The organism is Peribacillus saganii, assembly GCF_003429095.1.
GTDB classification, from domain to species: Bacteria; Bacillota; Bacilli; order Bacillales; family DSM-1321; genus Peribacillus; species Peribacillus saganii.
In genome coordinates, this window is record NZ_QVTE01000039.1 from 1 (window position 1) to 26556 (window position 26556).

Sequence of the window (26556 nt, forward strand, 5' to 3'; positions counted from 1 at the left end):
CATAAGCCAATCACTTCGGAAGGCAAAAAGCGCCTTCTGTCAGTGCATGTCTTATGCTTGTCAGAGGCCCACAGGATGTGGGTCAGAACGGCGTCGCCACAGGACAAGGAATGCTTCGGCAGCGATTCATCGCACGAAACAAAGCGGCAGCTTTGTGAGGACGTGGCGAATTTAGCCGTTCTTCCTCTAAAACAGGGCGCTTCCGCTTTTCCATTCGCATTTTCTCGTGCGGTGTCTATACGGGGAAGCTAATCTGCGGGAAAAACGGGTCAAGGGAGATCCCACAGGCACAAGCGCCGAGGAGGCTCCCGAACCGCACTAGAGCGAAAATTAACAGGCAAGTTTGATAGAGCCTTTTGAATAAAAAACTAACGGGTAACCGTGTTATAATGGTTATGTAAGGGAGGTCTCAAGATGAAGAAAAAGAATCAATTCCAAGAAAGAAAAAGCAATAAGGCACAAAATGATGGAGCCTTGACACTAGGGGATATGGTCAATCAGGAAATGCTTGCAAAGCTGAAAAATACAAAAAATGAACTTTCAATGGCGGAAAAGAAAAGACAAGAAGAAGAGGAAGCAAAAAGGGTGTTTGAACGCAAACAAAAAGAAAAAAATAAATCCTTTGAAGAGCTGCTGAACGAGAGCAATACTGACTGGCGGAACTTTAAATAGAAAAAGCCAGCGCTTTTCCCGTACAGGAAAAGCGCTATTAAATTGATTTAATAGTTTTCCATGTAACACTTTCGAAGCCAGCTATTTATTGAGATTGTGTAAAACTATAATCTTAATAGAATAAGAAAAATATGGTAAAGTGAAATAGCGAGGGAAATTGCTGAATACTTTGAAGGACGGGCAGAATTTGTAGAGTTGACCAGCTGTGGCCACTCTCCGTTGATAGAAAACCTGGACTTACAGTTAATAAGATAGAAAACTTTATAGAAAGAAAGGAATCGAAGGCAGTATGAGATTAAAGGATAAAGTTGCAGTTATCACTGGTGGGGCTAATGGCATTGGGTTTGCGGCTGCCCGGGTTTTTTTAAAGGAAGGAGCGGTGGTGGCCATCGCCGATTTTAATGACAAATCTGGTGTGGAAAGTGTAAATAGGCTGAAAAAAGAGGGATATCAGGCAGAATTTTTCCAAGTAAACGTAGCTGACCGTAATAGTGTCGATAGCATGGTAGAAGCCGTGCTTGAACGGTTCGGCAAAATTGATATCCTGATCAATAACGCAGGCATCACCCGTGATTCCATGCTTACTAAAATGAGTACAGAGGACTTTCAAAGCGTTATCGATGTCAATCTGACTGGTGTATTTCACTGTACACAAGCCGTTGTGCCCGCAATGGTTAAGCAAGGATACGGAAAAATCATCAGCACATCTTCAGTATCAGGAGTGTACGGCAATATCGGCCAAACCAACTATGCCGCATCTAAGGCCGGTGTAATCGGCATGACGAAAACATGGGCAAAAGAGCTTGGCAGAAAAGGTATCAACGTCAACGCCGTTGCACCAGGCTTCATCGCAACAAGCATGGTTGAATCCGTACCGGAAAAGGTAATTGAACAGCTTAAGGCAATGATTCCGCTGCACAGGCTAGGAAAACCTGAAGATATTGCAAATGCCTATTTATATCTTGCATCAGACGAAGCTAGCTATGTAAACGGAACCGTCATTCATGTTGATGGCGGAATAATGATGTAAATCAATAGTGCTTGGGGACCCTGTCATTTAATAGACCGGGTTTTTTTATGGAAACTTATTGAGATGGTATAACATAATTAAGAGGTAATGATTGAATATATGAATTTTATTTTGGTATAGTCCTTGAAAAAGAATAAAAAGAGATTTGCTGGTTAAAAAAGTGCTAAAAAAAGAAGAGGGGCAAGGGAGTAAGCCAATGTTACGCCCCCTTCTTAGTTTCGCTAATGTTACTTAAATCATAAAAATGAAATTCGGCTAGATTGATTGCCGTTTTGGATAGATTTTTTTGAATCGGATAGATATTCCTTAATTCGGCTAGATTAATTTTCGAAGAAGGAATCGGTTTCTAGTAAAACCATTGTGTGTAGAAACACATCCTGTTTTTAAACGAGTTAATCTGCATAAAAATGACTTTTTCCATAAACTTTTGCTCATTTTACGTATTAGCTTAGTTGGTGAAGGAAGGGTTCCCGTACCTCAAATTCAGTGCCGATGGCTCTCATAGATGGACTGCTTAGTAATCTCATTTAAAATCTTCTGCTCTTCCTCAGTAAGCGGCGGACTATTCACTGCTTTCACATTTTCTTGAAGCTGTTCGATTGTGCTGGCACCGGGTATGATCGCTCCTACAGTTGATGAAGTAAGCACGTACTTCAAAGCAATCTCATTCATGCTTCTTGACGGCAGCTTTTCCGCGATCAATGGCAATATATGCTCCAGCTCCTGAAAGCTGTAATCCAAATAACCATTGTCCTTTACGCCGCCGGAAGCTTTGGATAGCATTTTGTCGCTGAGCAATCCTTTAGCCACCGGTCCGCGGGCGATGACGCTGACATGATTTTCTTCAATAAGCGGCAGCCATTCCTCCGGTCGCCTGTCAAACAGGCTGTATTGCATCATGATGCTGACGATTGATGAACGTTTTAAATACTGTTTTATTACATTGGGACGGATCGAAGAAATGCCATAATAACGAATATATCCTTCCTGGACAAGTTCCTCAAAAGCTTCAATTGTTTCATCGATAGGATCGTCAATGGTACCGCCGTGAAGCTGGTATAAGTCAATATAATCGGTGCCGAGCCGTTTTAAGCTGTCTTTTACGGCTGCCTTGATATACTGCTTGGATGGATCCCAGCTCCAGCCGTCTCTTCGCTCATTCCAGCGATTTCCTGCCTTGGTTGATAAAACAACCTTATCACGGAATGGCTTCAATGCTTTTCCAACTATTTCTTCATTCCTGCCAAAATCGTATAAATCCGCAGTATCAAAATATGTAATCCCTTCATCTATAGCAGCATGTAAGATATGTGCCGCTTTCTTTTCATCTGTTCCAAGCGACATGCAGCCAAATCCCATTTCCGATACAAATAGCTCCGAGTTTCCAAGCCTTCTTTTTTTCATGTGGACCTCTCCTTTTCCTGTTTTAGGTACTTTCATTGTATAGGAGAGCCACTTTTATCTCAAAAAAATCACTTTACCCTTTTTATTTCACTTGTTTTAGCTAGACTATGAACATCGCTGATCCAATCATTTACCAGAACATATTTACGGCGGAATTCTTTCAATTTCTGTTGAATCTCCCAGCCTTTTCCTGCTAGAACGATTCCTTTATCCAATACATATACCTTCATACGACTACCTCCAGAATCATTATCACTGATTAACGGGCAGTAATTTCCCCTATTAAATCTATAGGGATTCAAGGGCATTTCTTTTTGGGAAAACTGCCCTTAAAGGCCCGAATAACAGACCACAGACAACAAACTTCACGTCCTGTGGCAAAGTCTGTGTGACCCACATCCTCACAAAGCTATCGCCTTGTTTCGTGCGATGTATCGCTGCCGGAGCTTTCCTTGTCCTGTGGGCCTCAACTAACCATCAGCGGGAAACTAATTATTTGATGAAAATGCACAAAGTTTGACAATGCCTGCATGTCCACATCCAGTGGGGCATACCGCTGATGGAAGTTTCACTTTATGGTAAAATGTATGAACAATAATGCTGTTAATAGAACAAGGAGTGGCAAAAATGAAGAAATTTGAAGAAAAAACGTTATCTACGGAAAAAATATTTGATGGTAAAGTAATCTCGCTTCAGGTTGATGAAGTTGAACTGCCTAACGGCAATAAATCAAAACGTGAAATCATCAAGCACCCCGGTGCAGTAGCGGTTATTGCAATCACTGCGGAAAATAAAATAGTGATGGTTGAGCAATACCGTAAAGCAATGGAACGCAGTTTGGTAGAAATTCCAGCCGGCAAACTTGAAAAAGGAGAAGAGCCTCTCGCAACCGCTCATCGTGAGCTTGAAGAAGAAACAGGATATGTAACTGAAAGCATGGTCTATGTAACATCTTTTTATACATCCCCTGGTTTTGCAGACGAGCTTATTCATTTATTTCTTGCCGAAAACCTGAAGAAGAAGGAAGATCCAGCCTCTGCTGATGATGATGAGTTTGTTGAGATTCTGGAATTGAGGCTGGAAGAAGCCATAGATTATATGAAACAGGAAAAAATATACGATGCTAAGACGGCCTTTGCTGTCCAATATTTACAGCTGAGAGAGGCAACGAAAGAAAATGGATGAATATTATGTGGATCTGCATATCCATATTGGCCGGACGAAAACCGGCAGGGCCGTTAAAATTACGGGATCAAGGTCGCTTACGCTTAGCAATGCTTTGACAACAGCAAGGGAAAGAAAAGGCTTGGATATGATAGGCATTATCGACTGCCATTCTCCGGAGGTAATAGAGGAAATTATGGAGTTGTTGGAAACTGGTCAATTAGCCGAAAAACCTGATGGCGGGCTTCAGTACGGAGACATGACCTTTATCCCGGGCTCTGAAATTGAGATCAATGATGCTCATTGCAATGGGCCGATACATGTGCTCGCATATTTACCCACAATTGAAAGGATGAAAACCTTTTCAGCTTGGATGAGCGGACATGTGAAGAATATTCATTTAAGCTCACAGCGTATTTATACTAATGCCACAACCCTTCAAAAAGCAGTAAAATCTCTTGGGGGGCTATTTATTCCCGCCCATGTGTTTACTCCATTTAAAAGTATGTACGGCAAAGGGGTTAAGCAAAGCCTAAATGAGGTTTTTGACAGTGATTTAATAGATGCAGTCGAACTTGGTTTAAGCTCTGACACTCAAATGGCAGAGTCCATTACAGAACTGTCGCGCTATACTTTTCTAACGAACTCCGATGCCCACTCGCTCGGAAAAATTGCGAGGGAGTACCAGAAGATAGAGATGCAGGCATCCAGCTTTTCCGAGCTTGAAAAGGCATTGAAGATGAAAGGCGGGAGAAAAGTAGCAGCCAACTATGGATTAAATCCTTTACTTGGAAAATACCATAAAACAGTTTGTGCAAATTGTCTTACCGGGCAGGATATTAACGCTGCAGCTTGCAGCCATTGCGGCAGCAGTAAGATTATTAAAGGTGTTTCAGAACGTATTAAAGAACTGGGCGGCGATGACATCGAAAGACCGGAAAGGCCTCCATATATTCACCAGGTCCCGCTTGAATTTATTCCAGGGCTAGGACCAAAGCTGATGAACCGCCTGCTGGATGCATTTGGAACAGAAATGTCGATCCTGCATAAGGCTGAATATAGTGAACTGCTCAAGGTTGTTCCCGAAAAAGTAGCTTATTATATTGATCTTGCCAGAAGCGGAAAGCTGCAGATTGAAGCGGGGGGCGGAGGGAAGTATGGAAAGGTCAAGGTATCGGATAAGACTCTCTAAATAGCTTTTCACACACTTGGTAGGGTTTACACGAAATATGAAACTTTCTGCAATCAGGCTGTCGAGGAAAACCTCGTCAGCTTTTTTGCTCATTTAGGATTATTATATTAAAAAAGTAGATTGAACTGAAAATATTGGAAGTATTCAGGGAAAAATTTTTACTCTATAAATTCTGAACTTTTTAAGAAAAGAAATGTTACATGACCGGAGTGGAAAATAAGATTTTAGACCTATTATTTGTAATAGTTGTAACAAATAATAACGGATTTTTACAAAAATAGAGTTTCTTTATTGCATCTCCTCCACTTTCACATCCTGATGAATCATTGCTTTTTACCTAAATTATTCCTCCTGTGCTGCAATTTATAGGATTTATTTCTTATGCAAAATTTGACAAATTTACTGGCGAGTTTGACGTTTTTGTGAACAGATGATACTTATTGTGTAGAGATATATGGTATATTTCCGGTAAATTTTGGTTTATAGGTTTTTAAACGAGGTAAAAAGTAATGATTAAATTTCCATATTTTAACTCGGAAAAACCTATTTTAGGAGAGAAGATGCAGGATGTTAGAGTCAAAGAGAAGAGCCGCTATATTTTTGCTTCTTGCCTTTCTTTTAGCTTCTGTTGCGGCTTATTTAGTGTACGAGAAGGTCAAGAATTTAAACGCAGAACTGGGGGGCATGACAAAAGTATATGTCGCAGGGACTAATATTCCTGTGAGGGAACCTATTCAAGAGAATCAAATAACTACAATGGATATTCCAAACAAATTCGTAAATGAAGGCTTCATTAAAAATAAGGATGACTTGCTGAATATGGTGTCCGTTGTCCCTTTATCAAAGGAAGAAATAATAACCAAAAACATGATAAAGCCATATTCAAACCTTCGGGAAGAAAACAATAGGCTGGTTGCTATGTATCCTTCCGAAAAAGTCCAGTTTGATCAAATAATTGAAACGTTAGATAGGGTAGACATAATCGTCTCTACTGAAAATAAAGGGCAGACGAAAACGGAAATCTTTATGAGAGATGTGCCAGTGGCTTTTGCACAAGGGAAAGGCGATAAATTTGCCGGCGTTGCATTGGAAGTTAAAATGGAGGACGCTCCTAAATTAATACATATACAAAATTATGCAGATAAAGTGAGAGTACTGAAAGCCAACGTAGGAAAAGAGGATCCTCCTCAAACTGCAGGCCAAACGAAAGCAGCGAATCAAACGAAGGCCGCACAGCCAGCGCCCGCTGCAAAAACAGCACAGCCCGTGACGAATGCCGGTCAAACAGTGTCTAAACCAGCTGCAGCGCCTAATCAGCCAAAAACATCAGCAGCAACAAATGAAAGCAAAAATAAATAGCAAGAGGGAATCATATGGAGCCGGATCTGAAAGTTCTATTAATCAGTGACGATGAGGTCATACATAATCAAATATTAAATGCTGTCTCAGCAAGCTATCCTGTCCAGCTGATACATACCCAGGAAGCTGTCCGAGAAGTGAACAGGGACGTGCAGGATATCGTTATTTATGTACAGCCCCAAACCGATATTGCAATGGAAAGCATTCAATACATAAAATCGGTAGGACCATCCACATTAGTCATTTACATTGCAAAAGAAACAGATTTTACCCAATTGAGAAACATCTCAAAAGCCGGAGCAGCTGAGTTCTTTGTTTATCCGGAGGAACACAGTCTTTTCGTTAGCCGCTTTCCTGCCATAGTAAAAAACTATGAAGCTCAAAAAATGAAAAAGGCGGATGCCCCTGCTTCATTTAGAAGCGGTAGAGGAAAGATCTTCTCGTTATTTAGCGGAAATGGGGGAAGCGGAAAGTCTAATCTGGCTACCGCTTTAGCTCAAACGATAAAAATAGAATCGGCCGCCGAAGTGATTTTAATAGACCTTAATCTCCAATTTGGAGGAATTGAAACGCTGTTATCTATCCAATCCAACCGGTCGATTGCCGATCTGACACCGGTTATTGATGAATTAAACGAGAGCCATATCCGAAATGTTTCTCAAAAACTGGACTCTTCTAAGCTGGAAGTACTGATTAGTCCTTGTGACGCGGAAACAGCAGAAACAATATCTGAGGAATTTATTGCGAAATTATTAAGAACCTGCAGGCGAAGCTTTGATTTTGTAATTGTCGATTTGCCATCGTATATGAATAGCCATGTTGTGACAGCACTGGAAGAATCTGATCAGATTTACTATGTATTGAATCCAGATACCCCTTCATTAAAAGTGTTAAAGCAATTTGAAGAGCTATCGGTCAGATTGGGAATTGAGCTGCCGTCCAGGACCTCCATTATCCTTAATAAAATTGGAAGAGAAAATGAAGTACAGGAAAAAGACCTTAAAAATGTTCTAAGGTTTCCCATTGCGGCCGCTGTCCGTTTGGACCATAAAGGGCTGCAGCCTTTCTTGAACAAGGGGGAGCCGGTAAGAAAAACTGCAAAAGAGAGAAGGCTTATCCCATTTGCAAAAGATGTGAGAAAATGGGGGCTTTCTGTATTGAAGTAGGGGGATATGCATAATGGCATCCTTATTTGAAAAACGTAAAGAGAAAATTGCCAGCTCAGTAAAACTGCAATCCTATCAATATGAAAATCATCTTGTGGATGAATTGGTGGAGCACTATAAAGCAAGGCTCTTAAGAGATACGAATCTTGAAGCGCTAACCCAGCTCTCACAGGGCGAGATGAGGCTTAGGATCGAACAGCTTGTGAGTCACTTTATGGCGGAAGAAAAGGTTATTATCTCCCGCCATGATAAGGAAATTCTGATAACACGCATTCTTGATGAATCGGTTGGTTATGGACCACTTGAACCATTAATCAATGATCCTGCGATTACGGAGATTTTGATAAATGGCTGGAATGAAGTGTATGTCGAGAGGCTTGGAAAGCTTGAACTAACAGATGTTGCATTTCGTGATGATGATCATGTCCGCCATATCGTCGACCGGATTGTCGCTCCAATCGGGAGAAGGATTGACGAAAGCTCCCCGATGGTTGATGCCCGCCTACCTGATGGCAGCAGGGTGAATGCGGTTATCCCGCCCATTAGCTTGAATGGGACATTGGTATCGATCAGAAAATTCAGGAAAGAACCGTTTAAAATGGATGATTTGCTGAACTTCCATTCCCTTAACTCTGCGATGGCCGACTTTCTTGACGGAATTGTCAAAGCAAAAATGAACACATTGATATCCGGCGGAACAGGAAGCGGAAAAACGACCGTGCTTAATGTTCTTGCAGCCTCCATTCCATATGGGGAACGAGTTATCACTATTGAAGATTCTGCAGAGCTTCGGCTCGACCGTCCAAACGTTGCCGGACTTGAAGCGAGGCCAGCCAATGTTGAAGGCAGCGGTGAAGTTTCCATCAGGCAGCTAGTGAAAAATGCTCTTCGGATGAGGCCGGACAGAATCATCGTTGGAGAGGTCCGAAGCGGTGAGGCATTTGACATGCTTCAGGCGATGAATACAGGGCATGAGGGATCATTAACAACGGTCCACGCAAATTCTCCGGATGATGCCCTCCGGCGGGTTGAAGCGATGGTGGTTATGGCCGGAATGGAGCTGCCGAGCCATATCATTAGAGAATATATTGTGGGTGCCCTTGATATTATTATCCAGGCTACCCGGCTTACAGATGGTACCCGGAAAATCATTTCTATATCCGAAGTCGTCAAAAAGCCGGATGGATCCCATGAAGTAAAGGAAGTCTTCCATTTTAAAAGAACCGGCATGACGCAGGATGGCTCAATTAAAGGATATTTCACGCCTACTGGATACATCCCGCAGTGTCTGAGCAGGCTTGAGGTTTTTGGAATAACGATTCCCGAGGCGGCCTTTACTCCGATATACGAAGGGGTGAAGCAATGACACTTTTTATAGTTACTGCACTTACTGTCCTGATGTTTATCATTTCCGGATATTACTATCTGGACTATCGAAAGGACAAACGTGAATGGAGAAAGAATGTTCACGATTTTTATAATAAAGGAAATAAGCGAAAAAGCTTCATCGTTTTATTAGGGGACAGATTTGACCGAACAGAAACAGCCCAGCCGATATATGAAAAATTAACGGGTGCAAATATACCGTTTACCCCTTCCGAGTATATTGGCGCCCTGGTGGTTTCCTACATGGGCATCATCATCATCCTGCAAAACTTTTTCAGCTTAAAACTGTCAATCACCTTTATTTTGGCAGGCTTTATGCTTGAGGCTGGCAAAAGGGTGCTTTTTCTGATTAGAAAGAACATGGTAAAGCAGCGGATTATTGAGCAGCTTCCTGAAATTTGCCGGCTCTTGGCGAACTCCACTCGTTCAGGGATGACTTTAACCCAAGGAATAAACCTGGTAGCACAGGAAATCAGCCAGCCGGCTAAAGGCGAGTTTCAAAGGCTTGCACAGGAAATTACCCTGGGGATTGACTTTAATTCAGCGTTAAGGTCAATGGAAAAAAGGATTAACAGTAGGGAATTTCAATTGTTTGTAGCCACGCTCTTAATCCAGAAGAAAGCAGGGGGAAACCTCTACTCGGTTCTGGATGAAATGAGCCAGACGCTTGAAGAACGAAAAATATTGCAGCAGGAAATAAAAACAATGACAGCGGAGCAAAGATATGTCTCCTATCTGGTTCCTGTTATCCCTATTATTCTAGTACTTATGATGAATAATGTTATTGATGGGTTCCTCGACCCCTTATTTTCAGGGCTTGGTATTATTCTGCTGATATTTTTCCTTGGAGGAACAGTTCTCACGTTCATTCTTGTAAGAAAAGTGACAAATATAAGGGTGTGAAAACGTGGATGGATTATTAGTTATTATTATTTGCCTTTGTCTTATCTTTTTAGCCCTTAGCCTTAAGAGTTTTTACAACTATTTGCAGTCTAAAGCAGAGCTAAGAGAGGAAATCAAAGAAAAAACGTTTATATACGATGCGTTGGAACATAAGATTACGAGAAAAGATAAGATCATTTCCAAAATGCTCCAATATGCTGATGATTTTTCTTCAATGGGGCAGCGGATTAATTTTTTTAGTGAAAATGAAGATATTCAAAAAAAATTGATGCAGGCAGGTTTTCCTTACCATTTAACAGTCGAGCGCTTTCAGGGATTAAAAATATTTCTGATGATCGTTGGCCTGCTGATCGGCGGGATATCACTGATATTAAGGCTGCCTTTTGCAGAAGTTGCCGTTATCATATATCCGGTAGCCGGATTTATGGGCACGATTCTCTGGCTAAACCAAAAAGCTAAAAACCGCCAGGAGGAATTATCGTTTCAGCTGCCTGATTTTTTGGACACAATGAGCGTGACACTGCAGGCAGGGGTTGGCCTGGATCAGGCTTTACGTGATATTGTTCCTTATTTTGAAGGACCAATCAAGACTGAATTTGGCCGCTTTATCCAGGAAACGGATGTAGGGGTTCCCCGGGCGGAAGGCTATCGGTCACTACTGGACAGAAACAGCAGCAAAGAGTTTCAAATGTTGATTAAATCGCTTATCCAGGGAGAAAAGCTGGGTGTTCCCATTTCCCGTACTTTTAAGCATCAGGCCGGTGAAATGAGGAAAATCAAAAAGGAAAAAATAAAAGAACAGGCTGCAAAGGCCTCGCCAAAAGTAACTCTGATTACTACATTTATCGTTATGCCTTCTGCTTTGGCATTGATTGGAGGCTTAATGGCCATCAATCTATTCAATGACAATAGCAATCTATTCAATATTTTTAAATAATCCGAATGAAAAGGGAGAGATTTTTACTATGAAAAACATGATGATTAAAGCTTGGACAAAATGGATGTATCCAGTGAAAAACGAAAAAGGTGCCCAGTCTTTGGAATGGCTTGGTCTCGCTGCTTTACTGATTCTTGTTTTAGGTATTGTTTCTCAGGCTGTAAGCAAGAGTGAAGGAAGCATCGGAGATGTCATTACAAAAATTATTGATAAAATTACCCAAATGGTAGGCTAAGGAAACAATTACATATCAGTCTGGCACAATTAAGGTGGGAAATGATGAAGCTGTTAAAAATCCATTTTGCTATCATGTCTGCATTTTTAATTTTAGTCTCAGGCTGCAGCCAGGATGGGCAAACAAGTACCGAAAAAGAAAAAGCTGAGGCAAGCGAAAAACACTCAAAGGATAAAACGGAATCAAGTGAAAAAGCTGAGAAAGAAGAAGGAAAAGAGAAGGAATTACAGGAAGCATCTGCAGAGCAGGAAGTCAAGGCAGAACCGCTTCCTGCAACATATGAAGAGCTTGCTGCAAGGCAGGTTGGAGAGTATGAGGAATTTTCCTTTTTCATGAATGACAAGGACAAAAAGATGGTAGTGGACACATTTAAAGACCTGCCAGATATATCTAAAAGCCCTTCTCAAAATGAGCTTGATCTTTTTTATAATAAACTTTTAGAAATGGTCCAGGAGGATTACAAAGGCCCTGAGGAAGCAATAAAGCAGCTGCGTTTTCAATCAATCGGGGATCCAGAGATCAAGGATACACGCTACCAGTTTAAAGAAAAGCTAAATGTGCAAATCATTTTGGATGCTTCAGGAAGCATGGCACAAACCGTAAACGGAAAAGCAAAAATGGATGCTGCCAAGGAATCTATTTTGAAGTTTGTCAGCACTCTCCCTAAAGAAGCAAATGTGGGGATAAGGGTGTACGGGCAAAAGGGAAGCAATGCGGATTCGGATAAACAGATTTCCTGCAGCAGCAGTGAGATTGTCTATCCTATTTCTCCATATGAACAAGGTAAATTCCAGGCTTCACTTGATACGATCAAACCTGTGGGCTGGACGCCGATAGGGCTTGCTTTGAGAGAATCTCAAAAGGATTTATCAAAGTATGATGGAGCGACAAACACCAACATTGTTTATCTTGTAAGCGACGGCATCTCCACCTGTGAAGATGACCCGGTACAGGCTGCTACAGATTTATTTAATTCCAATGTAACTCCTATCGTAAATGTCATAGGGTTTGATGTGGACAGTAAAGGACAAAATCAGCTAAATGAAATCGCTGCTGCCACAAAAGGACTCTATTCAAATGTCGCAGACGAGACGGAATTAAGCAAAGAACTGTCAAAACTTAATGATCTCGCTGAAACATGGCAGGATTGGAAAGAGCAGGGTATGCAGAATATCGAATACAAAAAAACGAGGAACAGTTTGGATATTTTTAGTTATATCACAAATGAAGAAGTTAAATGTACGGATGAAGAAACAACCATCTACCTGATTATGTCAGTCTTTTGGCAGGAAAAGTTAATGGAAAGAGAATCCTATGATTACCTTGAAAAGAAAAATAATGAATATCATGACTGGATTTCTAGCGAGATTGATAAGTTTAATGAAGAACTTAGAGCATTAAATGAAAAAAGCTACACAGAAGCCATAAGCGCTTTGGAGCAAAAATATCAGCAAAACACTCAGTAACGGGGTGAGCGATTGATGGGTAAAGTTATATTCCACCGGTTATGTGCCGTGATAATGGCCGCTGTGCTGATGTTCTGGCTCTTCTTCCCATCCATAATTTATGCCGGCACATTTATTACACCGGGAAAGGCTATCACACCGGGAAAAGCTTATCAGCCTGGCCAGCCGATTGAAGGGGGCGCATTCATTGTTCCTGGAGAGGTATATCAGCCAGGCAACCCTGTTGATGCAGGGAAGGCAGGTTCTTCATCAGGGCAGCCAATCCTTCCCGCAAAACCTTTTGCCAGCGGTACTTTTATCATTCCGAATGCAACCCCAATCCCGCCTGGTTCACTATACTGGGAGCTTAAGGGCATGGAACAAAATGGAGATGCCATTCAAGGCGGAACTCCAATAAATGGAGGAAGTGGTGTTCAGGGGGGACAGGGTGCTAATGGAGGAAAAGGACCGGACGGAGGCCAAGGCATAAATGGAGGCCAGGGCCTGAACGGGGGCCAAGGCATAAAAGGAGGCCAAGGCCTGAACGGGGGGCAAGGCATGAGTGGAGGCCAGGGTCCTAACGGGAGCCAAAGCGTGAATGGAGGCGTTGGTCCTAATGGACGCCAAGGCGTGACTGCCGGCAAGGGTCCGAGTGGAAGTGCCGGAACCGGTGATGGATCTGCCGGAGAAGAAAAACCTCCCTCCCTGTTAAATATTCTTGTCAAGACAACGGATGGAGAAAGAGGCTGGTTTAGCCATGTTGCAGGTTTTTTTGATGACTATAAAACCTACGGTCTCGGTTTTTTAAACCGTGATGTTGCTGGAGCCGCTCTTTCCTGGTATGGAGGATTTAACATTGAAAAAATTGCCGGAACGGACGCTTATAAAGTATCTGGCCGGAAGAAATTCGATAACAAAGTTCTGAATAATCTTTACCAGCGATTTAAAAGCTATGATGTGAATGGGAATGCACGGGCACTGGGAGACCATACGAAAAGGATAAAGGAAACAACATTTAATGCATTTCAGCGAAGCAAACAGAATTTGACTACAGACATGGATTTTAAAAATTTCGTAAAAAACTCTGTTGTTTCCGGTATCAATGATGGCTGGAATCCATTTAGCAAAAAAGGGCTGAATAAGGCCTTCTTTGCAAAAAGCAATGTGATGAAAATGAACGGCCCTCTAAACTATGCCATGGCAACTGCCGGGTCTATCTGGGATTATAGTCCTGCCGGAAGCAAAGCTGATACAGGCTGGGGATCTACGGACTTTGCAGCAGATGTTACGACCGAGCTGGCCATTGGGGTAGGTTCTACTGCTATAGGAAGTGTTGCCTCCAGCATTGCAACCGGGATGGTAGCCGGATCGGTAGTTCCAGGTTTGGGTACTGTCGCAGGAGCAGCTGCAGGTTTAACCGTTGGTCTTATCACAACCTATCTGATAAATGGAACCAGCACCGGAAGAAAGGCCAAAAAGGCTGTTACAAAGGGAATTAAGTGGGCTTATGATGGGATAAGCAAAGGTGTTAAGAGCGGATTTAGAAAGTTGGGTGGATTATTTGGATAAGAAAGCTGATTTTATGAAAGGAAATGCGTTTGGCCTGCTAGTACTGGATCTTTTAATAGGTGCAGGAGCTAGTGCCATTCCGTCCGGGTCACTTCGCATTTTTCTCTTAAATATGCTTATAACCATAACAGGTTTATCCCTTGCCAGGTATTGGTGGAAAACTGTACCGGGTACGGTAAGGTATAACTCTCTCGTAACATTTATAATGCTTATATCTATGGGTTTTTTTACGGTAACTCCACTGTTGAGAATTACCAATGATACATTGCTTTTCTGGCCAGTTCTATTGCTGTATTTACTGGTACTGTGCTATTCATTATTTAAGAAGGAATTGATCTTTCAGGCCTTTCACCGGCCTGAAGGATCAAAGATTGCTCTTGGCACTTTTGTATTCTTGTTTATTTTAATTATTATCGGGGCTTTTTCGTTTAGAAATGGACAGGAGCTCCTGATAATGAAAATGCTGAATGATAACGAGGGGGCGTTCTTTATTTCCCTGATGTTATTTGGCATTGGTTTATTAGTATCCTTTATATCGTCTGCCATGCTAAAGAGGCCAGAGGATATAAAAAGCTGATAAGACTTCTGAATATAAATGGTGGGGAAAATATGTTTAATCTAACTGGGTTCTTAAAGGGAATTGGAATTGTGCTGGCTTTGTTTATATTTATTTCCTTTTTGCTTGGACTTTTTAATATCAATCAGATTGCACTTTCATTGTCGATTCTTTACGTTTTATGTTATGTACTAAACGGTGTGCTTGCACCCATCTGGAATCCGGAGACTCCTTATTTTGCCAGTTATCTGGCCAGCATTTCACTAACTGTAATCAATCTGTTATTCGCTGTTTTCGTGTTTGATGTAATGGTATTTGCTGATCCTGCAGAAATCAATAAAGGGCTGGTCCGTAACTCAGCCATTTCACTTATTGTGTCATTTGCCGTTATCCAAATTTTAAACAGGAAAAAGGAACTTCAAAATGATTAGGGATATTACTGATATGTTTAATCGGCATTTATTAAATATTATCCTCATTAATCTAGTGTTGGTTATGCCCTTTACATTTTTTATTTTTTCGGCCATAGCTTATTTTGGAGGCCTTGAAACCATTCAGCTTAATAATTTGATCATAGTCTTTTTAATCATTATTAATTTTACAGCTTTGTTTCCTCCTTTCTTTTACATGGCCAAAAATGATTTAAGTGAAACTCCTTATAGCTGGATGGATTTATTGAAGGTGTTTTTTGGGGAATTTGGCTATATTGGATTCTTTACTATCGTTTTGTTCCTTATAGGAATGTTCGGTTCTGTACTGTTATTTATTCCAACGGTTTTGGCTACAGCAGCCATATTGCTGATTCCTTTATTTTCTGATGAAAAAAGCATCAGAAAATCTATTAGCGGTGTCTGGAAGGTTTTAAAAGAGGAACATATCTTTATCCTTTTGGATGTCTTGATTATTGCAGCGTTAAACCTGCTGGTATGGTCAGGTTCCCTTTACCTGTTAGCTGACTTTGAAAATAATAGTTTCGTTTATATAATCGTCCGCGTATTGCTGAATGCATTTTTATTTCCGCTTATTTTCTTTTACCTAACTATTAAATATCGAAAAGATTTGGGTGCAGCCTATGGCGAATGAAAAATTTGAATGGGGTTTTAAAAAGGTTAGTGTATGGCTGGTAATCCTTTTAACCGCAGTGACCTTAGGTGCCTATCTCGGATATTGGTTCCTAAAGGAAAGGGAAACCCTTAAAACCGCTGATAAGCGGAGGTTAATTCCTGTTAAAGTATGGTGGGTGTTTACCGTATTACTGGGAATTTCTTTTTTGCATAATTTCATAGGCGGTGCGGTATTTACTCCTTACGGGAATGCATTGTTTACTTCCTTTGATGTCATTTTCTCCTTCTATTTTTTAGGTCTGCTTTATTACTCTGTTTTTAGAGTAAGAGATTTATTGGAGGACAGATATCAGGAGGACATTTTTAAACCTTGGCTGCTTGTTCTGTTTCATGTTTGGTACCTTCAATTTAAAATAAATCGATTGGAGGGGACGGGAAATGAGAAGCAAAGCTTCAAAGAGGCGGTTGCGAAATGAAAAAGGCTCCGTAAGCCTTGAATTTCTTGGAATTCTTCCGTTTTACTTCATGTTTTTCCTGCTGCTTTGGCAAGTGGTTGCTTCAGGGTATGCGGTATTTACAGCAAAAACGGCTGTTAATAATGCAGCTAAAACCTTTGCAGCCACTAATGAGTTAAATGAGGCTATTATTTCCGCCCAGGAAACGCTGGGCAGCAGCGAAATCATTTCCTATAAAAACCTGGTGCCTTCTGATTTGGGGAATGGAAAGTTTAAAATAATATTATATACGGAACATTCTCTTACGTTTGTGCCTGAACAATGGAGAAAAAAAGCATCTTTGGAATTGGAGCAGGAGGCCATCGGCAAGGTGATGGCTCCATGAAGTATCTCCGAAATCAAAAAGGAAACTCCACATTTTACTTGCTCTGGCTGCTGGGGATTGTGGCTCTGATCTTTGTGCTTACAATAAATATTGTGAAGGTGTATGTAGTAAAAGAGCAAGCAAATCTATCAGTTGAACAGGCTGCTCTGGCTGGTACCTCCGTTTTGCTGGAGACAACGGATAAGGCAGTGAAGGACTTTGATGCCGGCCCAGAATCGGTAGCTCAGAAAGCACTTGACGGAGGCCATAGCATAAGCAAACTAATAGAAGATAAACAAAACGAGTATATAAATAATGGTGATGACGAGACAAATGCCTATATAAAAGCAGCCAATGACATATTGCCTCCAAGATTGGACAAACACCCACTTTTAAAAATGGCGTTAAGGGACCGCCTTGGTGTTTCCGGGGCTGATATCTCAACTGAAGTAGCTGCAGTTGTACAGGATGTCATAGCTGAAAACAAGGCAAATAGAGAAGATACAACTATTGAATTTTCTAAAGTCAAATGGCGCCTTGAAGTTAAGTCCACGGCTACTTTTGAATCGATATCTGATAATCGATATATTACCTATTTTCTAAAGGACATCCCACAAAGGGGATATGGCCCTGTTCTGGAATATCTTGAAAGTGTTTATTCTAGCAGTGTAATACTATAGACAATAAGTAACTAATCCCTGCTGTCAAAGCAGGGATTAATTTTTTTATATCATATATCAGAACCATATTTTTTAGGGAATGGTACTGGATGCCGCTAAATAAAAATGTCATAAACGAGAGCAGAAATCATAGAATCTAGTAAGTGATAATCAGGGGGAGTTAAAATGAAGCAAAAAAACGCAATACAAGCCGCCGCAGCCAACCATATTCGAAACAATTCCTCAATTTACATTTTTATCACCGTCCTTTTTCTGATGGGGGTAATATTTGGGGCAGTGATTGTCAATAGCTTAAGCTTCACCCAAAAAGAAGATTTGTTTTATTACTTATCTCAGTTTTTTGGACAGGTTTCGCTGGGCAAAATCGCAGCTAGCCCTGAAATGTTTATTCAAAGTCTTAGCCACAATGTTAAATACATAGGAGTCATGTGGATTCTTGGAGTTTCGATAATTGGGCTTCCAATCATTCTTTTACTATTATTTTTAAAGGGTATGGTTGTCGGATTTACAGTCGGATTTTTAGTGAACCAAATGGGATGGAATGGGTTGCTGCTTTCATTTGTTGCGATACTGCCACAAAATATTATCGTGATCCCGGTCTTTATTCTCATCGCCGTTCTTTCAGTATCTTTATCAATAAAGCTAATCAAGCGGGTGTTCATAAAACAGTTAAGAGAACCGCTAAAACCAGTTCTAATTGGCTATTTTGGAGCCCTTGCGGCAGCAATTATCTTTTTAACCGCGGCCGGGGCAATGGAAGCCTACGTTTCTCCCGTCCTGATGAAAAACGCTGTTTCCCTGCTAGCTAAGTAAATTCATTCTTTTTTTAGAAAAATTATTTTTCTTTATTAAAAATGAATGTATTTTGACAGTTCCCTGCTATTTGATATAATAATAAGGACTGCGGCGCGGGAGGGGAAATTATGGAGACTAGAATTGATAGAATAAAGAAACAGTTGCACTCGTCCAGCTATAAGCTGACACCTCAGCGGGAGGCAACCGTCCGTGTTTTACTCGAACATGAAGAGGATCATTTAAGTGCCGAAGACGTGTACCTCCTCGTGAAAGAAAAGTCGCCTGAAATAGGATTAGCAACTGTCTATAGAACACTTGAACTGCTTACCGAATTAAAAATTGTTGATAAAATAAATTTTGGAGACGGCGTATCCCGTTACGATTTAAGGCAGGAAGGGGCCGCCCATTTCCATCACCACTTAGTTTGCATTGAATGCGGTGCGGTCGATGAAATACAGGATGACCTCCTTGAAGATGTCGAAGCAATAGTGGAACGGGACTGGAATTTTAGAATTAAGGACCATAGACTGACATTTCATGGAATTTGCCATAGATGCCAAAGTAAAACAGATGATTCTGATCAAGAATCAAATGCTTAGACTCTTTCCAGCGGGAAAGGGTTTTTTGATTTTCATGGCTGAATCCTGAGGGTATGCAATGGATGTTTTGAAAAAAGGTACAAGATTTAATCAGGATGTCTTTCATTGGAATTTAGTTAGCTTGTGAGATCCAGCTGAAGACAGCACATATTTGTGTCAAAAGAGTATGTCAAAAGTGTACTAAGTGCCTTGAAAATCGGTTTCTTTCCTGGATCCTGAATGAGCGTGAAAATCGAAATCAGGACAACGAAATAATTCCGTAAAAACATGACTAATTTTCGTGAAAAAATAAAATAATTCCGTGAAATATCTATCAATTCCGTAATAACAGGACAAATTCAGAGAAAATATGATTCATTCCGTAAAGTACCCTGTAAATCCAGTTTAGGATTCTTCCATGTACTCATTTATTGTTCAAAAAGCGACAATTGATCAAAGATAGCCAGAAGGACGCGGTATAACAAGAGGCAGTTTACAAACGCTATTTTCCATAATCCACAGGGGCAGGAATAGTTCTTTTATGTATAAAACCTGTCCTATTTGGCATAGATTGAAATAGGAACATGATCGGAGGTAGCATGGAATGAAGGCAACGATCAGGAATGCATATCACACATTGAAAGTTTTTGTTTTGTTTGTTAGCTTTACTGTTCTTTTTTATTTCGGAATGGTATGGTTTAATCAAGAGTATGAGAATTATCAGCGTTATGATGAACCAAAAGGGGCGGCAATAAAGGTTACCAAGGCTGTTGAGTCAGGTGATGACACATGGTTTGACCGGTTATTGCTGTTTTATTTGAACGGAGAATAATAGAATGGAATATCAACTTAGGGACTTTATTCACTTTTTAACAGTTGAAAAAGGACTGGCAAAGAACACATTGGTGTCCTATGAACGGGATTTGAAATCATATATGGCTTACTTGAATAATATCGAAAAAATCTCGGATTGGAACGAGTGCCGCAGGACACATATCATTCATTTTCTAGCTCATTTGAAGGATCAGGGCAAATCCTCGAAAACTTTGGCGCGCCATATTGCTTCGGTCCGCTCGTTTCATCAATTTTTAATAAGGGAAAAGGCGGTGGACCAAGACCCATCCGTCCATATCGACTCCCCTAAGCTGGAAAAGAGCCTTCCGAAGGCATTGAGCCAGGCAGAGGTAGAGGCTTTGCTGGATTCGCCCCGGGAAAACACCCATTATGGCAAAAGGGACAAAGCGATGCTGGAGCTTATGTATGCAACCGGGATGCGGGTTAGTGAGCTGATAAATCTGAACGTCAGCGATGTGCACGCAGCGATGGGATTTGTCCGCTGTGTCGGGAAGGGCAACAAGGAAAGAATCATCCCGATTGGGCAAACGGCGTTAAAGGCGGTGGAGGATTACTTGTCGAAGGGAAGGCCGCACTTTGCTAACCGCAAATCAAAGACAGAATCATTATTCCTTAATCACCTTGGCAACAGGCTGACAAGACAGGGTTTCTGGAAAATTCTGAAGAAGCTTGCACAAGAAGCAACAATCGATAAAGAACTGACCCCGCATACGCTAAGGCATTCATTCGCAACTCATTTATTAATGAATGGTGCGGACCTCCGTGCAGTACAGGAGATGCTGGGACATGCAGATATCTCAACTACCCAAATATATACACATGTAACTAATGTCAGGATTAAGGATGTTTATTCCAAATTTCATCCTCGTGCATAAATAATAGTAGAATTAAAGATTGAGAGAAATCTCCAGCGGCCGGATAGGGAAACCGGCCGCTTTGGCGGATATTGCCAAATAGCAGAGTTGTTTTATACTGAAGCAATTGGAATTCTTGGATTGTAAGAGAGCTTACAAATCGTTTAAAATATAGAGGTCAGACTTCTGACATTAAGAAGAAAACAGCTATACATAGATTAATCCACTTTATTAAGGGAAATATACAATGAAGAAAAATAAGGCAGAAATGTTCCAAAGGAAGTAGGTACGGAGCAGCTACTATTTTCACGATATTTTCCTATCAGCTATAAAACAGGAGGGATATATATGGAAAACACATCACATTTCAAACGCGTGTTTTTAATTGTAATGGATTCAGTCGGGATTGGTGAGGCGCCTGACGCTGAATTATTTGGCGACATCGGTTCGGATACACTTGGCCATATTGCTGAAAAAATGAACGGCCTTAATATGCCTAACCTAGGAGCGATGGGGCTAGGCAACATCCGTGAAATCCGGGGAATTCAAAAAGCGGAGCAACCAACTGCTTATTATACGAAAATGAAAGAGGCTTCAAGGGGAAAAGATACAATGACTGGACATTGGGAAATCATGGGTCTTAATATCAGTACCCCATTTCGCGCATTCCCTGATGGATTCCCGGAGATGCTGATCCAGGAGCTCCAGGCGAAAACAGGACGCAGTATTATTGGCAATAAACCGGCAAGCGGTACGGAGATTATCAAGGAGCTTGGGGAAGAACATATGAAGACAGGTGCGCTTATTGTTTATACATCAGCAGACTCTGTCCTGCAGATAGCGGCACATGAAGATGTGGTTCCATTGAAAGAGTTATACAAAATATGTGAAATTGCTAGGGAAATTACACTTAGGGATGAGTTTAAATTGGGCCGGGTTATTGCCCGTCCGTTTATCGGTGAACCTGGAAATTTTCAGCGTACGCCAAATCGCCATGATTATGCACTGAAGCCATTCGGCAGAACTGTAATGAATGAACTGAAGGATGCAGGGTGCGACGTACTCGCTATCGGGAAGATTTCCGATATTTATGATGGAGAAGGAGTAACCGAATCCCTGCGGACTGTTTCCAATATGGATGGTATGGATAAGCTGCTGCAAACACTTGATATGGATTTTACAGGTTTAAGCTTCTTGAATTTAGTGGATTTTGATGCGCTATACGGACATCGCCGTGACCCGATCGGCTACGGGAAAGCCCTCGAGGAATTTGACGCCCGCATGCCTGAAGTGTTTGAAAGATTAAAAGAAGATGATTTACTGATCATTACAGCAGACCACGGAAATGATCCGGTTCATCCGGGCACAGACCATACTCGCGAATATGTTCCATTACTTATGTATTCCAAACGGTTTACACCTGGTAAAGAGCTTCCTGTGAGAGACACTTTTGCTGATATCGGCGCAACGGTTGCAGCCAATTTTAAAGTTAAAATGCCTTTATACGGAAAAAACATTTTAGGCGATATAGAATAAGGAGAGTTTTGTATGATGTATGAAAAGCTTGAGAAAGCGGCGGCATTTATTGAAGGAAAACTGGAGGCAAAACCGGAAATTGGTTTAATTTTAGGATCAGGCCTGGGTGTTCTGGCCGATGAAATTGAAAATCCGATAAAAATAGCCTATCAAGATATCCCGGAATTTCCGGTATCAACTGTCGAGGGGCATGCAGGCCAATTGGTCCTGGGAACACTAAGCGGTAAAAACGTAGTTGCAATGCAAGGAAGATTTCACTTTTATGAAGGCTACTCAATGGATAAAGTCACATTCCCTGTCCGTGTCATGAAGATGATAGGGGTTGAAAAGCTAATAGTAACCAATGCTGCTGGAGGGGTTAATGAAGACTTTTCAGCTGGAGACTTAATGCTGATTACCGATCATATTAATAATACAGGAACAAACCCTTTAATTGGGCCAAACGAAGAACGATTTGGGCCTCGTTTCCCGGATATGTCAGAAGCCTACAATAAAGAACTTGGAGAAAAGGCCAGGGAAGCAGCCATGAAGCTGGGTATTATCCTTAAGGAAGGTATCTATGTCGGCAACTCTGGACCAACCTATGAAACTCCTGCAGAAGTCCGCTTAGCCCGGGTCCTTGGTGGGGATGCGGTAGGAATGTCTACCGTTCCGGAAGTTATTGTAGCAAGGCACAGCGGCATGAAGGTTCTAGGAATTTCATGCATCACAAATATGGCTGCGGGAATTCTAGACCAGCCGCTCTCCCATGAAGAAGTAATTGAAACGACCGAGAAAGTAAAACATAGCTTCTTGGGTCTGATTAAGGAAATTGTAAAGAAAATCTAAGAAAAGCGGATTTCCCCGACAAAGGAGGAACAGCTAGGTACACCAGTTTTGCAACTTAAAACCGGTAACAACCTGGTCCTGTGGAAACGCTGTCCTGACTCTCATCGACACATAAGGAACGACGATTAAGTTCTATCCAGTCCTGCGCCAAATGTCGAAGCGGGCATTTTCTATTAGAGTTGGCTATGATCATCACGTCCTCTCAAAGCAGTGCTTTGTTTCGTGCGATGAATTGCTGCCGAAGGATTTCCTTGTGCTGTCTCAAAGCGGGAACTAGCACGCTGTGTTGTTCGGGGCGTTATTCTTACTGCATAAAAATTCCTGGGCGCTGGAATTAGAAATAGTATTTGTGAAAAAGTAATTATTTTTTAACCATAATTAACAAAAAGTGGTGAATTGGAATGAGAATGGTAGACTTAATCGAAAAGAAACGGGACGGGCTGGAGCTGGCAACAGAAGAGATTGATTATATTATCGCTGGGTATACAGACGGAAGAATCCCGGACTACCAAATAAGTGCGCTTGCGATGGCCATTTATTTTAATGGGATGACAGAAAAAGAACGTGCAGACCTGACCATGGCCATGGTTCATTCGGGGGATGTGATCGATCTGTCTGCCATTGAAGGTATCAAGGTGGATAAGCACAGTACCGGAGGAGTAGGCGATACTACGACATTGGTTCTCGGCCCTCTTGTCGCTTCTGTTGGTGTACCGGTTGCGAAGATGTCAGGGCGCGGACTTGGACACACCGGTGGAACGATTGACAAGCTGGAAGCAGTAGAAGGATTCCATGTTGAAATCGAAAATGAAGAGTTCATCAGTCTCGTTAATAAAAACAAGCTGGCAGTCATCGGGCAAAGCGGTAACCTGACACCAGCTGATAAAAAGCTATATGCACTGAGGGATGTAACGGCTACCGTAAACAGCATTGCACTGATAGCCAGCTCAATTATGAGCAAGAAAATTGCCGCTGGCGCTGATGCGATTGTGCTTGATGTCAAAACAGGCGCAGGAGCGTTTATGAAGACACTTTCGGATTCAGAGGATCTTGCTCGTGCCATGGTTAATATCGGGAACAATGTTGGCAGGCATACGATGGCTGTCATTTCAGACATGAGCCAGCCGCTTGGTTATGCGATAGGTAATGCGCTTGAAGTTCTAGAAGCCATTGATACGCTTAAAGGGAAAGGGCCAGCGGACTTGACTGAGCTTTCGCTGACATTAGGAAGCCATATGGTTCTTCTGGCTAAGAAGGCAAATTCACTCGACGAGGCACGGGCTCTTCTCGAAAATGCAATAAATGATGGTTCAGCGCTTAAGGCCTTTAAAGTTTTCCTGGAAGCACAGGGCGGCAAGGCTGAAGTTGTAGACGATCCAGCCAGGCTGCCGCAGGCAAAATTCATCTTTGAACTCGAGGCGAAAGAGGACGGATATGTAGCCGAAATCGTTGCAGATGAAGTCGGAACAGCAGCCATGCTGCTTGGAGCGGGAAGGGCTACGAAGGATTCTGTTATCGATTTGGCAGTTGGGCTGATGCTCCGCAAAAAGATCGGGGATAAAGTCTCAAAAGGAGAATCTCTAGTGACCATTTACAGCAATTTTGAAGATGTATCCGAAGTTAAAGAGAAACTTTATGAAAATATCCGTATATCAACTGATTCGGTGCCAAAACCGATTTTAATCCATAAAGTCATTACTGCCTGACGGGTAAAATTTATACATTTATAGCAAAAAAAGCTGATTCGCGGGGGAAATCCGACGGATCAGCTTTTTTTTGATTTTTTTAGAAAATCTTTTTCTAAAACCAGCTGTATAAATTTGGCTGGTTTGGAAAAGATGGAAGCTATAAAGATTGGAGGGTTTGGAGATGAAACGCATTCTTTCTCTATGCTTTACTGTAGTTTTATTGTCCAGCATAATTTTGCCGGCAGCACAAGCTGCCAAGGCTTCTGAAAAGAAAAGTGTAGAACTAGCCGAAAATGCCAGATCGGCAATCTTGATAGAACGAGATACAGGCGCCATTCTATATGAAAAAAACTCGGACGAAAAACTGCCGCCGGCAAGCATGACAAAAATTATGACCATGCTATTGATTATGGAAGCGATCGACAAAGGCGAACTAACGTTGAAGGAGAAAGTCAGAACAAGTGAGTATGCAGCTTCAATGGGAGGTTCACAAATTTTTCTTGAGCCTGGCGAAGAAATGACAACTGAACAAATGCTTCAGGGAATTGCGATAGGTTCAGGGAATGATGCATCCGTTGCCATGGCTGAAAGAATTGCCGGATCAGAAGAAGCCTTTATCGACATGATGAACAAAAAGGTGAAAGAACTGGGATTGAAGAATACGAAATTCCAAAATGCAACAGGACTTCCTGAAGCTGACCATTACAGTACTGCGCATGATATGGCAATCATGGGTAAGGAATTGCTTAAATATAACTTAATTACTAAATTCACGGGAACATATGAGTCATATTTGCGGGAAGACACGGAAAAAAAATTCTGGCTTGTAAACACCAATCGATTAGTTAAATTTTATCCTGGCGTAGATGGTCTAAAAACAGGCTTTACAAATGAGGCAAAATATTGCCTAACAGCTACGGCGAAAAAGGGAGATATGCGGGTAATCGCTGTTGTTTTCGGTGCACCTACCCCTAAAGATCGGAATGCCCAAGTAACAAAGATGCTCGATTATGCCTTTTCTCAGTATATGACGCATCCGATTTATAAACGCGGAATTTCGCTGCAAAAGGTTAAAGTCAGCAAAGGCAGCTCCAAGACAGTAACCGCTGTTACAAGCGAGCCGATTTCTGTCTTAACGAAAAAGGGTGGCAATATAAAGGATCTTACTCATAAAATTTCGATTAAGAAAAACCTTCAAGCACCAATCAAGCAAGGAGATAGAATCGGAACATTTTCAATCGTGAAGGATGGAAAGGTATTAGTCAAGTCGCCGATTGTCGCTAAAGAAACAGTAGAGAAAGCAAGCTGGTGGCAAATGTATAAGCGGGCTTTCGGCATGTTTTCCTCTGCAGATTAGCAGTCTCTGTCTAAATATGTACAAAACCGGAGCTGACTATCTCGAATAAGCACTAGTTTTGTCACCATGAAGGAATTTTGTATAAGGAAATAGAAATGACTCACTAGACGACAGAAAAGGGAGGCTGTATATAGTGAGTCTTACTATTGAAATGGAGGCAAGGAACCAGATTCTTTGCATCCGGCTGAAAGGTGAACTGGATCATCATACTGCAGAAGATCTCAAGAACCAGGCTACCCGTGAAATCGAGAAGCACGGAATCCGGCATATTATATTAAATCTTGAGGAGCTATCATTTATGGATAGCTCGGGTCTTGGTGTGATTCTTGGGAGATATAAGCAAATCAAACAAACACAGGGTGAAATGATTGTGTGTGCTATTTCCCCGTCGATAAAGCGTTTATTCGATATGTCCGGGCTCTTTAAAATTATCAAGCTCGAGGTTTCCGAAGAAAATGCTTTACAAAGATTGGGGGTTGCCTAG

29 protein-coding genes are annotated in these 26556 nt (G+C 41.5%); 27 read left to right on the plus strand and 2 right to left on the minus strand.

The features are described from left to right. Nucleotides 1-414 precede the first annotated feature (414 nt). Together D0469_RS13570 and fabG are read left to right on the plus strand one after the other, a co-directional pair. Complete coding sequence (locus D0469_RS13570; protein WP_117327281.1) at nt 415-672, plus strand: YqkE family protein; 258 nt, start codon at nt 415-417, stop codon at nt 670-672. Nucleotides 673-961: 289 nt separating this feature from the next. Further along, nucleotides 962-1702: a 3-oxoacyl-ACP reductase FabG gene (fabG, locus tag D0469_RS13575; protein WP_117327282.1), complete on the plus strand. Its 741-nt coding sequence runs from the start codon at nt 962-964 to the stop codon at nt 1700-1702. A gap of 483 nt (nt 1703-2185) precedes the next feature. Here the strand turns inward: fabG and D0469_RS13580 are convergent, their stop codons facing one another. Both D0469_RS13580 and mciZ read right to left on the minus strand, forming a co-directional pair. Further along, nucleotides 2186-3106 (minus strand): aldo/keto reductase, encoded by a 921-nt coding sequence (locus D0469_RS13580; protein ID WP_117327283.1) that lies wholly within the window; start codon nt 3104-3106, stop codon nt 2186-2188. A gap of 68 nt (nt 3107-3174) precedes the next feature. Continuing rightward, nucleotides 3175-3336: a Z-ring formation inhibitor MciZ gene (mciZ, locus tag D0469_RS13585; RefSeq protein ID WP_117327284.1), complete on the minus strand. Its 162-nt coding sequence runs from the start codon at nt 3334-3336 to the stop codon at nt 3175-3177. 397 nt (nt 3337-3733) lie between these two features. Between mciZ and D0469_RS13590 the strand changes: the two genes are divergently transcribed. From D0469_RS13590 to spoIIAA, 25 genes are all read left to right on the plus strand, one after another. Continuing rightward, nucleotides 3734-4291, plus strand: coding sequence for an NUDIX hydrolase (locus tag D0469_RS13590; protein WP_117327285.1), 558 nt, complete (start codon nt 3734-3736; stop codon nt 4289-4291). After that, nucleotides 4284-5462: an endonuclease Q family protein gene (locus D0469_RS13595; RefSeq protein ID WP_117327286.1), complete on the plus strand. Its 1179-nt coding sequence runs from the start codon at nt 4284-4286 to the stop codon at nt 5460-5462. Before D0469_RS13590 ends, D0469_RS13595 begins: the two co-directional genes overlap by 8 nt. Nucleotides 5463-6029: 567 nt before the next feature. After that, nucleotides 6030-6821 (plus strand): SAF domain-containing protein, encoded by a 792-nt coding sequence (locus D0469_RS13600; RefSeq protein WP_117327287.1) that lies wholly within the window; start codon nt 6030-6032, stop codon nt 6819-6821. 14 nt (nt 6822-6835) lie between these two features. After that, on the plus strand, nt 6836-7987 hold the full coding sequence (locus D0469_RS13605; RefSeq protein WP_117327288.1) for an AAA family ATPase: 1152 nt from the start codon (nt 6836-6838) through the stop codon (nt 7985-7987). A 13-nt stretch (nt 7988-8000) separates the two neighbouring features. Further along, nucleotides 8001-9353, plus strand: a complete 1353-nt coding sequence (locus tag D0469_RS13610) for a CpaF family protein (protein ID WP_117327289.1) — start codon at nt 8001-8003, stop codon at nt 9351-9353. Further along, nucleotides 9350-10276 carry a type II secretion system F family protein gene (locus D0469_RS13615; protein ID WP_117327290.1) on the plus strand — a complete coding sequence of 309 codons (927 nt, stop codon included), beginning with the start codon at nt 9350-9352 and terminating at the stop codon, nt 10274-10276. Before D0469_RS13610 ends, D0469_RS13615 begins: the two co-directional genes overlap by 4 nt. 4 nt (nt 10277-10280) lie before the next feature. After that, nucleotides 10281-11213 carry a type II secretion system F family protein gene (locus D0469_RS13620; protein WP_117327291.1) on the plus strand — a complete coding sequence of 311 codons (933 nt, stop codon included), beginning with the start codon at nt 10281-10283 and terminating at the stop codon, nt 11211-11213. A gap of 28 nt (nt 11214-11241) precedes the next feature. After that, a complete protein-coding gene (locus D0469_RS13625) occupies nt 11242-11448 on the plus strand; it encodes a hypothetical protein (RefSeq protein WP_117327332.1) in 207 nt (68 codons plus the stop codon). Nucleotides 11449-11489: 41 nt separating this feature from the next. Continuing rightward, nucleotides 11490-12914: a VWA domain-containing protein gene (locus D0469_RS13630; RefSeq protein WP_233523057.1), complete on the plus strand. Its 1425-nt coding sequence runs from the start codon at nt 11490-11492 to the stop codon at nt 12912-12914. A 15-nt stretch (nt 12915-12929) separates the two neighbouring features. Further along, nucleotides 12930-14462: a hypothetical protein gene (locus D0469_RS13635; RefSeq protein WP_117327292.1), complete on the plus strand. Its 1533-nt coding sequence runs from the start codon at nt 12930-12932 to the stop codon at nt 14460-14462. Continuing rightward, a complete protein-coding gene (locus D0469_RS13640; RefSeq protein WP_117327293.1) occupies nt 14455-15039 on the plus strand; it encodes a hypothetical protein in 585 nt (194 codons plus the stop codon). The genes D0469_RS13635 and D0469_RS13640 overlap by 8 nt, the downstream gene beginning before the upstream one ends. A gap of 32 nt (nt 15040-15071) precedes the next feature. After that, the gene (locus D0469_RS13645; RefSeq protein WP_117327294.1) at nt 15072-15449 is read left to right on the plus strand and encodes a hypothetical protein; all 378 of its coding nucleotides are present in this window, start codon (nt 15072-15074) and stop codon (nt 15447-15449) included. After that, nucleotides 15442-16101 carry a hypothetical protein gene (locus D0469_RS13650; protein WP_117327295.1) on the plus strand — a complete coding sequence of 220 codons (660 nt, stop codon included), beginning with the start codon at nt 15442-15444 and terminating at the stop codon, nt 16099-16101. Before D0469_RS13645 ends, D0469_RS13650 begins: the two co-directional genes overlap by 8 nt. Next, nucleotides 16091-16558, plus strand: a complete 468-nt coding sequence (locus D0469_RS13655; RefSeq protein WP_117327296.1) for a DUF4234 domain-containing protein — start codon at nt 16091-16093, stop codon at nt 16556-16558. The genes D0469_RS13650 and D0469_RS13655 overlap by 11 nt, the downstream gene beginning before the upstream one ends. Next, nucleotides 16521-16922 (plus strand): TadE/TadG family type IV pilus assembly protein, encoded by a 402-nt coding sequence (locus D0469_RS13660; protein ID WP_117327297.1) that lies wholly within the window; start codon nt 16521-16523, stop codon nt 16920-16922. The genes D0469_RS13655 and D0469_RS13660 overlap by 38 nt, the downstream gene beginning before the upstream one ends. Next, the gene (locus D0469_RS13665; RefSeq protein ID WP_117327298.1) at nt 16919-17581 is read left to right on the plus strand and encodes a hypothetical protein; all 663 of its coding nucleotides are present in this window, start codon (nt 16919-16921) and stop codon (nt 17579-17581) included. The genes D0469_RS13660 and D0469_RS13665 overlap by 4 nt, the downstream gene beginning before the upstream one ends. Nucleotides 17582-17746: 165 nt before the next feature. Continuing rightward, a complete protein-coding gene (spoIIM, locus tag D0469_RS13670; protein ID WP_117327299.1) occupies nt 17747-18394 on the plus strand; it encodes a stage II sporulation protein M in 648 nt (215 codons plus the stop codon). A gap of 110 nt (nt 18395-18504) precedes the next feature. Further along, a complete protein-coding gene (fur, locus tag D0469_RS13675) occupies nt 18505-18975 on the plus strand; it encodes a ferric iron uptake transcriptional regulator (protein WP_117327300.1) in 471 nt (156 codons plus the stop codon). A gap of 583 nt (nt 18976-19558) precedes the next feature. Continuing rightward, nucleotides 19559-19786, plus strand: a complete 228-nt coding sequence (locus D0469_RS13680) for a YqzK family protein (RefSeq protein WP_117327301.1) — start codon at nt 19559-19561, stop codon at nt 19784-19786. Nucleotides 19787-19790: 4 nt separating this feature from the next. Next, a complete protein-coding gene (gene xerD / locus D0469_RS13685; protein WP_117327302.1) occupies nt 19791-20684 on the plus strand; it encodes a site-specific tyrosine recombinase XerD in 894 nt (297 codons plus the stop codon). Between the two features lie 327 nt (nt 20685-21011). Beyond that, entirely contained in the window at nt 21012-22199 is a 1188-nt protein-coding gene (gene deoB / locus D0469_RS13690; protein ID WP_117327303.1) for a phosphopentomutase, read from the plus strand. Nucleotides 22200-22211: 12 nt separating this feature from the next. Continuing rightward, the gene (locus tag D0469_RS13695) at nt 22212-23027 is read left to right on the plus strand and encodes a purine-nucleoside phosphorylase (RefSeq protein ID WP_117327304.1); all 816 of its coding nucleotides are present in this window, start codon (nt 22212-22214) and stop codon (nt 23025-23027) included. A gap of 401 nt (nt 23028-23428) precedes the next feature. Further along, nucleotides 23429-24733 carry a pyrimidine-nucleoside phosphorylase gene (locus D0469_RS13700; RefSeq protein WP_117327305.1) on the plus strand — a complete coding sequence of 435 codons (1305 nt, stop codon included), beginning with the start codon at nt 23429-23431 and terminating at the stop codon, nt 24731-24733. A gap of 163 nt (nt 24734-24896) precedes the next feature. Then, nucleotides 24897-26072, plus strand: a complete 1176-nt coding sequence (locus D0469_RS13705; RefSeq protein WP_117327306.1) for a D-alanyl-D-alanine carboxypeptidase family protein — start codon at nt 24897-24899, stop codon at nt 26070-26072. 133 nt (nt 26073-26205) lie between these two features. After that, complete coding sequence (gene spoIIAA, locus D0469_RS13710; protein ID WP_117327307.1) at nt 26206-26556, plus strand: anti-sigma F factor antagonist; 351 nt, start codon at nt 26206-26208, stop codon at nt 26554-26556.

Coding starts and splice junctions, on each gene's coding strand:
- D0469_RS13570 (WP_117327281.1), top strand. CDS start 415: ATGAAGAAAAAGAATCAATTCCAAGAAAGAAAAAGCAATAAGGCACAA.
- fabG (WP_117327282.1), top strand. CDS start 962: ATGAGATTAAAGGATAAAGTTGCAGTTATCACTGGTGGGGCTAATGGC.
- D0469_RS13580 (WP_117327283.1), bottom strand. CDS start 3,106: ATGAAAAAAAGAAGGCTTGGAAACTCGGAGCTATTTGTATCGGAAATG.
- mciZ (WP_117327284.1), bottom strand. CDS start 3,336: ATGAAGGTATATGTATTGGATAAAGGAATCGTTCTAGCAGGAAAAGGC.
- D0469_RS13590 (WP_117327285.1), top strand. CDS start 3,734: ATGAAGAAATTTGAAGAAAAAACGTTATCTACGGAAAAAATATTTGAT.
- D0469_RS13595 (WP_117327286.1), top strand. CDS start 4,284: ATGGATGAATATTATGTGGATCTGCATATCCATATTGGCCGGACGAAA.
- D0469_RS13600 (WP_117327287.1), top strand. CDS start 6,030: ATGTTAGAGTCAAAGAGAAGAGCCGCTATATTTTTGCTTCTTGCCTTT.
- D0469_RS13605 (WP_117327288.1), top strand. CDS start 6,836: ATGGAGCCGGATCTGAAAGTTCTATTAATCAGTGACGATGAGGTCATA.
- D0469_RS13610 (WP_117327289.1), top strand. CDS start 8,001: ATGGCATCCTTATTTGAAAAACGTAAAGAGAAAATTGCCAGCTCAGTA.
- D0469_RS13615 (WP_117327290.1), top strand. CDS start 9,350: ATGACACTTTTTATAGTTACTGCACTTACTGTCCTGATGTTTATCATT.
- D0469_RS13625 (WP_117327332.1), top strand. CDS start 11,242: ATGAAAAACATGATGATTAAAGCTTGGACAAAATGGATGTATCCAGTG.
- D0469_RS13630 (WP_233523057.1), top strand. CDS start 11,490: ATGATGAAGCTGTTAAAAATCCATTTTGCTATCATGTCTGCATTTTTA.
- D0469_RS13635 (WP_117327292.1), top strand. CDS start 12,930: ATGGGTAAAGTTATATTCCACCGGTTATGTGCCGTGATAATGGCCGCT.
- D0469_RS13645 (WP_117327294.1), top strand. CDS start 15,072: ATGTTTAATCTAACTGGGTTCTTAAAGGGAATTGGAATTGTGCTGGCT.
- D0469_RS13650 (WP_117327295.1), top strand. CDS start 15,442: ATGATTAGGGATATTACTGATATGTTTAATCGGCATTTATTAAATATT.
- D0469_RS13655 (WP_117327296.1), top strand. CDS start 16,091: ATGGCGAATGAAAAATTTGAATGGGGTTTTAAAAAGGTTAGTGTATGG.
- D0469_RS13660 (WP_117327297.1), top strand. CDS start 16,521: ATGAGAAGCAAAGCTTCAAAGAGGCGGTTGCGAAATGAAAAAGGCTCC.
- D0469_RS13665 (WP_117327298.1), top strand. CDS start 16,919: ATGAAGTATCTCCGAAATCAAAAAGGAAACTCCACATTTTACTTGCTC.
- spoIIM (WP_117327299.1), top strand. CDS start 17,747: ATGAAGCAAAAAAACGCAATACAAGCCGCCGCAGCCAACCATATTCGA.
- fur (WP_117327300.1), top strand. CDS start 18,505: ATGGAGACTAGAATTGATAGAATAAAGAAACAGTTGCACTCGTCCAGC.
- D0469_RS13680 (WP_117327301.1), top strand. CDS start 19,559: ATGAAGGCAACGATCAGGAATGCATATCACACATTGAAAGTTTTTGTT.
- xerD (WP_117327302.1), top strand. CDS start 19,791: ATGGAATATCAACTTAGGGACTTTATTCACTTTTTAACAGTTGAAAAA.
- deoB (WP_117327303.1), top strand. CDS start 21,012: ATGGAAAACACATCACATTTCAAACGCGTGTTTTTAATTGTAATGGAT.
- D0469_RS13695 (WP_117327304.1), top strand. CDS start 22,212: ATGATGTATGAAAAGCTTGAGAAAGCGGCGGCATTTATTGAAGGAAAA.
- D0469_RS13700 (WP_117327305.1), top strand. CDS start 23,429: ATGAGAATGGTAGACTTAATCGAAAAGAAACGGGACGGGCTGGAGCTG.
- D0469_RS13705 (WP_117327306.1), top strand. CDS start 24,897: ATGAAACGCATTCTTTCTCTATGCTTTACTGTAGTTTTATTGTCCAGC.